Source organism: Photorhabdus bodei, assembly GCF_003287735.1.
Classification (GTDB): Bacteria; Pseudomonadota; Gammaproteobacteria; order Enterobacterales; family Enterobacteriaceae; genus Photorhabdus; species Photorhabdus kayaii.
This window is the reverse complement of record NZ_NSCM01000180.1, coordinates 1-251: the sequence shown is the minus strand read 5'-3', so window position 1 is coordinate 251 and position 251 is coordinate 1. Positions and strand designations below refer to the sequence as shown.

At 51.8% G+C, this 251-nt stretch carries 1 pseudogene; it reads left to right on the top strand.

The window, feature by feature from the left end:
* Positions 1 to 120: 120 nt before the first annotated feature.
* A pseudogene (locus CKY02_RS26080) lies at positions 121 to 251 on the top strand (phage baseplate assembly protein V); the annotation flags it as partial.

Here is a 251-nt window from a genome sequence, read left to right as displayed (position 1 = left end):
CATTGTTCGGCGCAGGTTGAAAACATAAAGATTACCTCAAGTCGTGTTTTTTATTGGGATCAATCTATGAGGTAAAAGTTCAATAACGAGGGGGCGGGTTAAAATATTTGTGTAGGAAAGACAGGGGCCGGTCAGGGCTGGGGCATGCTGGCGATACCGCGTATCGGTCAGGAAGTGGTGGTGGACTTTCTTAACGGCGACCCGGACCAGCCGATTGTCACCGGGCGCACCTACCATGCCAGCAATCTCCC